10 protein-coding genes are annotated in these 6,334 nt (G+C 59.4%); all 10 read left to right on the top strand.

Features of this window, described 5'->3' with window-relative positions:
• Positions 1 to 475 (top strand): DUF1501 domain-containing protein (locus tag RMO15_RS19105; protein ID WP_369016136.1); only part of this gene is annotated, 475 nt, incomplete at its 5' end.
• 2 nt (positions 476 to 477) lie between these two features.
• Positions 478 to 1,383 carry a hypothetical protein gene (locus RMO15_RS19100; protein ID WP_309715416.1) on the top strand — a complete coding sequence of 302 codons (906 nt, stop codon included), beginning with the start codon at positions 478 to 480 and terminating at the stop codon, positions 1,381 to 1,383.
• A complete protein-coding gene (locus tag RMO15_RS19095; RefSeq protein ID WP_309715413.1) occupies positions 1,383 to 1,985 on the top strand; it encodes a hypothetical protein in 603 nt (200 codons plus the stop codon). The genes RMO15_RS19100 and RMO15_RS19095 overlap by 1 nt, the downstream gene beginning before the upstream one ends.
• Before the next feature lie 13 nt (positions 1,986 to 1,998).
• Positions 1,999 to 2,550: an ankyrin repeat domain-containing protein gene (locus tag RMO15_RS19090; protein WP_309715410.1), complete on the top strand. Its 552-nt coding sequence runs from the start codon at positions 1,999 to 2,001 to the stop codon at positions 2,548 to 2,550.
• Positions 2,551 to 2,613: 63 nt separating this feature from the next.
• Positions 2,614 to 3,462 carry an acetylglutamate kinase gene (gene argB, locus RMO15_RS19085; protein ID WP_309715408.1) on the top strand — a complete coding sequence of 283 codons (849 nt, stop codon included), beginning with the start codon at positions 2,614 to 2,616 and terminating at the stop codon, positions 3,460 to 3,462.
• A 1-nt stretch (position 3,463) separates the two neighbouring features.
• Positions 3,464 to 3,931: a GNAT family N-acetyltransferase gene (locus RMO15_RS19080; RefSeq protein ID WP_309715405.1), complete on the top strand. Its 468-nt coding sequence runs from the start codon at positions 3,464 to 3,466 to the stop codon at positions 3,929 to 3,931.
• Positions 3,922 to 4,521 (top strand): GNAT family N-acetyltransferase, encoded by a 600-nt coding sequence (locus tag RMO15_RS19075; protein WP_309715402.1) that lies wholly within the window; start codon positions 3,922 to 3,924, stop codon positions 4,519 to 4,521. Before RMO15_RS19080 ends, RMO15_RS19075 begins: the two co-directional genes overlap by 10 nt.
• A 3-nt stretch (positions 4,522 to 4,524) precedes the next feature.
• Positions 4,525 to 4,929 carry a VOC family protein gene (locus tag RMO15_RS19070; RefSeq protein WP_309715399.1) on the top strand — a complete coding sequence of 135 codons (405 nt, stop codon included), beginning with the start codon at positions 4,525 to 4,527 and terminating at the stop codon, positions 4,927 to 4,929.
• Positions 4,930 to 5,514, top strand: coding sequence for an FMN-binding negative transcriptional regulator (locus tag RMO15_RS19065; protein ID WP_309715394.1), 585 nt, complete (start codon positions 4,930 to 4,932; stop codon positions 5,512 to 5,514).
• Positions 5,511 to 6,334 (top strand): aminotransferase class III-fold pyridoxal phosphate-dependent enzyme (locus RMO15_RS19060; protein WP_309715391.1); only part of this gene is annotated, 824 nt, incomplete at its 3' end. The genes RMO15_RS19065 and RMO15_RS19060, both read left to right, overlap by 4 nt.

Below are 6,334 nucleotides of genomic sequence, written 5' to 3'. Positions count from 1 at the left end.
CCGGCGGCTGGTCGAGCGCGGTGTGCGCTTCGTCCAGCTCTTCCACGGCGGCGGCGGTGGCGGGGCCTGGGACGCTCACAGTGATGTGAAAGGCAACCACACCACGCTGGCGGCACAAGTGGACAAGCCCATCGCGGGCCTGCTCAAGGACCTCAAGCGGCGCGGCCTGCTCGACGAAACCCTCGTGGTCTTTGGCACCGAGTTCGGGCGCACTCCCGGCGCGGAGGGCACGGGCCGCGACCACCACCCCCAGGGCTTCTGCGCCTGGCTGGCGGGTGGCGGCGTGAAAGGCGGGATCACCCACGGCGCCACCGACGAGCTCGGCTTCTACGCGGTAGAGAACCCCCACTATCTCACCGACATCCACGCCACGGTGCTTCACCAGCTCGGCCTCGACTCCCGAAAGCTCGAAGTGCCCGGCAGAAAGCGCCTCGAAATCGACCACGGCCAACCCATCCGGGAGATACTCGCCTAGCCATGCCTGCTATGAGTCCAGAGCAGATTGCCGAGCAATTCATTCGCTCGATGCAACCTAAAACGCCGGAAGAGGAAGCCTACGCCGATTTTCTGGAAGGGGAGCTTCGAGCCCACTACCGATATTCTACTTGTGCAAGCCTGCTACGAGGATACTCACAGCCCTTGAACCCGTCGGGGCAACGAATTCACGCTTTTCTAAACTCTCTCACAGACGAGCAGCTGCGAGGGGTTCAGGAGATTGTCCAAGACTCGGCTCGTCATGCCCGCTGTGGAATGCTCTTTACCTTTAAACAACTCGAAGTTCGTAACAGGCAGGGTGTGCAGCTGGCACTGGAAGACGGCCTGCAAGTGGATGCTCACTTGGAGTGGCTTAGGCTCACTGACCACATCTGTCTTCGCGAAGCAGTGAGCGGCCCACAACCAGACCGACTCTACCACGACGATGAGGCGTATATTCGACGTATTGAGCCAACAAGCTGGCAGCGCTATCTGGCTCCGATTATCGGGCTCGAGCCTGTGGATCGTTTTCTGAAAAGTCGCAGTGACCAGCCAAGTAATAAAATCACGCTTGTCGGCGAAATGGAAGAATGGGGCGATGTGGTCGGGTTCGTTTCGGTAGCACTGGAAAAGTCCGACCTGGCGGATGCCGAGATGACCGCATTGCACGTTCTGCGCTTCTTCCGGGGGCGCAGGCTGGCAAGTGCCGCAGGGAAAGCTCATGAAAATGGGGCACGCTCGCTGCTGATGTGGACGTTGGCGGACAATGCCTACACGGCTGAGTTTTGCCGCAAGCGAGGCGGCGAGGAAGTAGCGGAGCGAGAGGCGGAGTACGCGCCAGGATTTCGCGAGATTGCGTTCCGCTGGACGGATTTAGAACGGTTAAGGAAACAGGGAGAATTGGAATAATGGCGTACTCGAAATTTACCTTAGCACAGGCACTGGAGACGTTTGGGCTCATCACCGACGACACGCAGGACTTGTTCCCTGCCGTCGAGCCGGTTGAACCCAGCGAGCTGCTCCGGGCGACGCTGGCACAGAATACGTCCGTGGCGCGGCGGATTGCGACCGAGAAGGCGCGCTCGGAGCTGATTGTCGCCCCGATCTTGATGGAAGTCTACCAGCGCAACCAGCCCGAGATTGGGTTCTTCTCCGGCGTGGACTTCACGGTGGACGATAAACAGGGACTCTCCGGGGTCTGTGACTTTCTCTTTACGCGCTCACGAGAGCACTCGGTGATCGTCGCGCCCGTGTTTGCCGTGGTCGAGGCCAAGAAAGAGGACCTCAAGCCAGGCTTGGGGCAGTGCATCGCGGAGCTGGTGGCGGCTCGCCTCTTCAATGAGCGCAAGGGAACCACAGTCGAGGCGCTCTACGGCGTGGTGACAACCGGGACGAACTGGCAGTTTATCAAGCTCATCGGGCAGACCGTTTATTTAGACCGCGAGGAGCGTTATCTCAACGGCGCACGCCAGATACTGGGGATTCTATTTCAGATCGTGAAGGGAAGCTAGACGCGTAAATCCCATGCTCATCATCGCCCCACGCCAGCTTTTCTGGCAAGCCTACTACAAACACGGCTTGCCGGATAGGCACTCGCCCCTGACCTTTGCGGTTGCGGATCGCGATTATGTCATGGTGGAGCAACTAGTGCGCGACGGGCATGATGTAAACGCCACTAATCAGCGTGATGGCTATCCCATGCTTTATGCAACCCGGAACAATGATTTGGAGATGATACGCCTTCTTCACTCTCTAGGAGCTAGCCTGAATGGAGAACGAAACCCTCTCGTCTGGGCTGATACTGGGACAATGGTAGAGTTATTGATAGAGCTTGGGGCCAATCCAAACCAGCGTGACAAGTATGGCTGTACCCCGCTTCACTACAACTCCTTTGAAAACCCCATTGATGTAATCTGGGCTTTTGTGAAACATGGGGCTGATGTAAATGCCCTCTCGGACAATGGCACCACGCCCCTCTGGGAGGCAGAGGCCTGGCACCTTTCGGAGGAAGCCATCGCTGTGCTAAAGGGGTATGGAGCCAAGCTACCAAAAGAGTTAGAGGAGCGTAGTTCGTAGCCCGGAACGGGCTTTGTTTGAATTGCAGACGCCCAATTCATTGGGCGGTAGGAGAAATGTTTGATGCCAGAGCAGATTGCGGCGACGTTGATTCAGGCGCTGCCTTATATCCGGATCTTTGCCGGGAAGACGATTGTGATCAAGTACGGCGGCAATGCCATGATCGACGAGGAGCTGAAAAAGGCCGTCATGCGGGACTTGGTGCTGATGCGCCTAGTCGGGATCAACCCGATCCTCGTGCACGGTGGGGGGCCGGAGATCAACGAGGCGATGAAGAAGCTGGGCAAGGAGCCGGAGTTTGTGGCGGGGCGGCGCGTCACCGATGCGGAGACGATGGAGATCGTCGAGATGGTGCTGACGGGCAAGACCAACAAGAGCATTGTCGCACACTTGAATAGCGAGGGCGTGCAGGCCGTGGGGCTGTCGGGCAAAGACGCGAACTTGCTGATCGCTACCAAGGACACGGACAACGGTGATCTTGGGTTTGTAGGCAAGATCGCCCATGTCAACCCAGAGATTATTCATACGCTCACCAACGGCGGCTACATCCCCGTGATCTCGTCGGTGGCTGTGGGTGCGGATGGGCAGGCGTACAATGTGAATGCCGACACGGCGGCGGCGGCGCTGGCGGCGGCGCTCCATGCGGAAAAGCTGATCCTGATGACCGATGTGGAGGGGCTCTACAAGGACTTCTTGGACAAGAGCAGCCTGGTGAGCGAGATCACGACCGCCGAGGCGCGGCAGTGGATCGCCGACGGCATCGTGGACAAGGGGATGATCCCCAAGCTGGAGGCGTGTGCGAGTGCTGTCGAGGACGGGGTGCCGCGGGCGCATATCATTGACGGTCGCCGTGCCCATGCCCTTCTGATCGAGCTCTTCACGGACATGGGCATCGGAACCATGGTGCGCTGAGTTGACGATTCGCGACGCCCGGCCGGACGAAGCGGCGCGGGTCTATGCCATCACGCGCTCTGCCTTTCTGGAGTATGCCAGCGATGTCCCGCCGCCCTCGGCGCTCTTTGAGACGGAGACAGAGGTGGTGAAAGAGCTGTCCGCGAGTAGCCACCACGCACTTCTGGCGGAGCGCGACGGTAAGGCGCTGGGCTGCGTACGCTACGAGCTCGACCGGCGCGGTCTGCACTTTTTCCGCCTCGCGGTCTTACCCTCTGCGCGGCGGCAGGGAGTCGCCAAAGCGCTCCTGGCGCGGCTGGAGGAAGTGGCACAAGCGCACGGCAAATCGCGGATTTGGTGCCACGTGCGACCAAAAATCAGCCGCAATGTCGCGCTCTATGAGAGTGTCGGCTACGTCTTAAACGGCGAGGATGTGATGGTGCGCAACGGGTTTGTGATCCCAGTGGGAGTAATGGAGAAATGGATTTAGACAATCTAATAATTTCAAAAACTGAAGACACAGCGCTCATCCACGCCCTCACACAGGCCGCGTTCGCCGAGTACGGCCGCGAGCTGGGAACCTCGACGGCGCTCAAAGAGACCGAGGAAGCGATTGCCGCACAGTTTGCGGGAGGAATGCAGGCGCTGGTGGTGTACCTCTCGCCAACCTCTCCCCCTACCCCCTCTCCCGGGCGTTCGTACCTCACTGGGAAAGGGGAACCCGATTCTGGCTCCCTCCTTTCCCAGCGAAGAATGAGCGCCCGGGAGAGGAGGGTTGGGGAGGAGAGGTTACCCCTCGCCTCCGTCCGCTACCAGATTGAGGGCGATGCGCTCTACTTCCACCGGCTCTCCGTCCACCCCGACTACCGGCGGCAAGGGCGGGCGAAAAAGCTCATCGGGCACCTAGAGGCGCTGGCACGCGCACAGGGGCTGGCGCGGCTCACCTGCTCCGTACGGCTCCAGAAAACCGACAATATTGCGCTCTACACCGGCCTTGGCTTCCAGCTTCTTGGCGAGAGAAGCGTCTGCCGCGACGGTACGCCTGTCGCGACAGGCGACTTTGAGAAAAGGTTGGGGTAAACAATGGAGATCAACTGGGCAAAGATGGTTCCTGAGCTGACGGTCTCGGACTTCGATACAAGCTTGGCATTCTACGAACTTTTAGGATTTCGCGTGCTGTTCGTGCGTGAGGGCTTCGCCTACCTAGAGTTTGAGGGGGCGCAACTCATGCTGGAGCAGTTTCAGGAGTCCGGCTGGAACGTCGGGATTTTGGAGAAACCCTATGGACGGGGCGTGAACTTCCAGATTGAGTGTGCCAACGCAACCGCAGTACGTGACCAAATGGTGCAGGCGGGCCACACTCTCTATCGCGACCTAAAAGACACCTGGCGGCAAACCGGCGATACTATCTCGGGCGCACGGGAGTTTCTGATCCAAGACCCCGACGGCTATCTCCTGCGCTTTGCCCAGGAGCTGGAGAGCGAGTAGATGTACATTCCTCCACATTTTTGTGTAGACGATCCCGAGACGCTCACGGCGTTTCTACTTACCAATAGCTTCGCAAGCCTGGTGACTGTTGCTAACGGCGAACCTTTTGCGACGCACCTACCGCTGCTCTACCAGCCGGAGACCAACACGCTGATCGGGCACCTTGCCAAGGCGAATCCGCAGTGTGAGCACCTCGCCAGCGCCGAGAGCGTCCTGGCGATCTTCACCGGGCCGCACGGCTATATCTCGCCGCGCTGGTACACCCATGCGCCTGCCGTCCCGACCTGGAACTACACCGCAGTGCACGCCTACGGTACGCCTAAACTCATCATCGAACCTGAGGCGCTTACACGAATTCTGCTCACGCTGGAGGTGCACTATGAATCCGAACCCGTCCGATACGATGACGCATTTTTCGCGCCCAAGCTCAAGGGAATTGTGGGCGTGGAGATTGCGATCTCGCGGCTCGAAGGCAAGTCCAAGCTCTCCCAAAACATTCCCGCCGAGAGCCGAGCTAATGTGATTGAGACACTGAAGCGCGACGAGCAAACAGCCCTAGCAACAATTATGGAAAACACGAAATGACAACGACAGAAGCAACAAAAACCGAGAGCGAGTCTCGGCAGTGGGACCAGTCCCATGTGATGACGACCTACACGCGCCAGCCGGTCGAGATCGTGCGCGGCGAGGGCTGCTGGCTCTTTGACACCGATGGTAAGCGCTACCTGGACTTTCTCTCCGGGATCGCGGTCTGCTCCGTGGGCCACGCGCACCCTTATCTGGCGAAGGCGATTGCGGATCAAGCAGCCAGACTCATGCACGCCAGCAACCTCTACCTTACGCAGCCCCAGGCACGGCTGGCACGGCGGCTGATGGAGCTCTCGGACTTCGAGCGCGTGTTCTTCTGCAACTCCGGTGCGGAGGCCATCGAGGCGGCGATCAAGCTGTCGCGAAAGTACGGGCGGAGCATCGCAGAGAGCAAAGTGCGCATTGTCACGGCGAAGAATTCTTTCCATGGCCGGACACTTGCAGCTGTCACGGCGACGGGTCAGCCCAAGTACCACGAGCCATTTGCCCCGCTCCCGCCCGGCTTTGACTATGTGCCCTTTAATGACATCGAAGCACTGGAGGCCATTGTCACCGACGACACCTGCGCGGTGCTTTTGGAGCCGATCCAGGGCGAAGGCGGCGTGATTCCGGCGACGCAGGAGTACTTAACCAAAGCGCGGGCGCTCTGTGATAAACACAAGGCATTGCTGATCTTGGATGAAGTGCAGACGGGCGTCGGGCGAACCGGAAAGATGTGGGCCTACCAGCAGTACGGTGTGATCCCTGATGTGATAACCCTCGCCAAGGGCCTGGGTGGCGGGGTTCCGATTGGTGCCTGCCTCGCCCGAGGAGCTGC

Source organism: Armatimonas sp., from assembly GCF_031410135.1.
Classification (GTDB): Bacteria; Armatimonadota; Armatimonadia; order Armatimonadales; family Armatimonadaceae; genus Armatimonas.
The sequence above is the reverse complement of the archived record's forward strand: the minus strand, read 5'-3'. Positions and strand labels throughout refer to the sequence as shown.

Coding starts and splice junctions, on each gene's coding strand:
- RMO15_RS19075 (WP_309715402.1), top strand. CDS start 3,922: ATGGATTTAGACAATCTAATAATTTCAAAAACTGAAGACACAGCGCTC.
- RMO15_RS19090 (WP_309715410.1), top strand. CDS start 1,999: ATGCTCATCATCGCCCCACGCCAGCTTTTCTGGCAAGCCTACTACAAA.
- RMO15_RS19095 (WP_309715413.1), top strand. CDS start 1,383: ATGGCGTACTCGAAATTTACCTTAGCACAGGCACTGGAGACGTTTGGG.
- RMO15_RS19070 (WP_309715399.1), top strand. CDS start 4,525: ATGGAGATCAACTGGGCAAAGATGGTTCCTGAGCTGACGGTCTCGGAC.
- RMO15_RS19065 (WP_309715394.1), top strand. CDS start 4,930: ATGTACATTCCTCCACATTTTTGTGTAGACGATCCCGAGACGCTCACG.
- argB (WP_309715408.1), top strand. CDS start 2,614: ATGCCAGAGCAGATTGCGGCGACGTTGATTCAGGCGCTGCCTTATATC.
- RMO15_RS19100 (WP_309715416.1), top strand. CDS start 478: ATGCCTGCTATGAGTCCAGAGCAGATTGCCGAGCAATTCATTCGCTCG.